The organism is Nostoc sp. 'Peltigera membranacea cyanobiont' 232 (genome assembly GCF_002245985.1).
Lineage (GTDB): Bacteria > Cyanobacteriota > Cyanobacteriia > Cyanobacteriales > Nostocaceae > Nostoc.
The window spans coordinates 1-1,108 of record NZ_NOLK01000395.1 but is presented as its reverse complement, the minus strand read 5'-3'; the positions used below and the strand labels follow the sequence as shown (position 1 = coordinate 1,108).

Annotated in this window: 1 protein-coding gene; it reads left to right on the top strand. The window is 40.2% G+C overall.

The features are described from left to right. Nucleotides 1-1,001 (top strand): ATP-binding response regulator (locus tag CDG79_RS40580; protein WP_143855761.1); only part of this gene is annotated, 1,001 nt, incomplete at its 5' end. Nucleotides 1,002-1,108: the final 107 nt, after the last annotated feature.

The window sequence follows — 1,108 nt, the reverse complement described above, 5'->3', positions numbered from 1 at the left end:
GAGCAGGGGAGCAGGGGACAATAATCAATCCCCAATCCCTAATCTTCGAGGTTATAGACACCGGCTGCGGTATTGCCCCACAAGAAATTGACTTGTTGTTTGAAGCTTTTGGGCAAACTGAAACTGGCAGGAAATCGCAACAGGGAACAGGATTAGGTTTAGCAATTAGCCGCAAATACGTGCAACTAATGGGGGGAGATATTAGCGTCACCAGCATTATTGGCGAGGGAAGTAAATTTGCTTTTGATATTCAAATTAGTCTAGCCGCAGCCAGCGAAATCCAGATCGAGCACATTAGACGACAAGTTCTGAGTTTAGCGCCTGCTCAAAAGGAATACCGCATTTTGGTGGTTGATGACTCCATAGACAGCCGTTTAGTGCTATTGAAAATTCTGACATCTATCGGCTTTGTAGTCCAGGAAGCGGCAAATGGTACCGAAGCGATCGCACTTTGGCAGAAATGGCAACCACAGCTGATTTTAATGGATATGCGGATGCCGATTATGGACGGCTACGAAGCCACACAAATTATTAAAGCTAGAGAAGAAACCTCAATCCCAAATTGTCAGACTATTATCATTGCCTTAACGGCTAACGCCTTTGAGGAGCAGCGAGAGGCAATGATTAAAGCAGGTTGTGATGATTATATTAACAAGCCTTTCCGCGAGGAACAATTATTAGAAAAATTGAGCGAATATTTAGGAGTTGAATATATTTATCAAGAAGATAAATATCAGATAACAAACTCAAAACAACGAATAACAGAATCAATCTTAAAGCTTGCAGATTTAGTGCCTATGGTATCTGAAATGTCCTCTGAATGGGTGAACCAGTTGTATACTGCCGCAGCCCAATGTAGCGATGACTTAATTTTAGAATTGATTGAGCAAATCCCTTCAGAAAATGCGGCGCTGCAAAATTTTATCAATAATTTAGCTCATGAATTTCAATTTGAGAAAATTATGGAATTGACTAGTATTGCAGGATTATTATCCAATTAATCAGAATTGGAGATTGTGGAGCAATACGGTTTAAAGGTTGTTTGAAAAGTTTTTTATATCAAGTTCGTATAATTAGTTATAATTCCCACAGTCATTGCACCCCACCC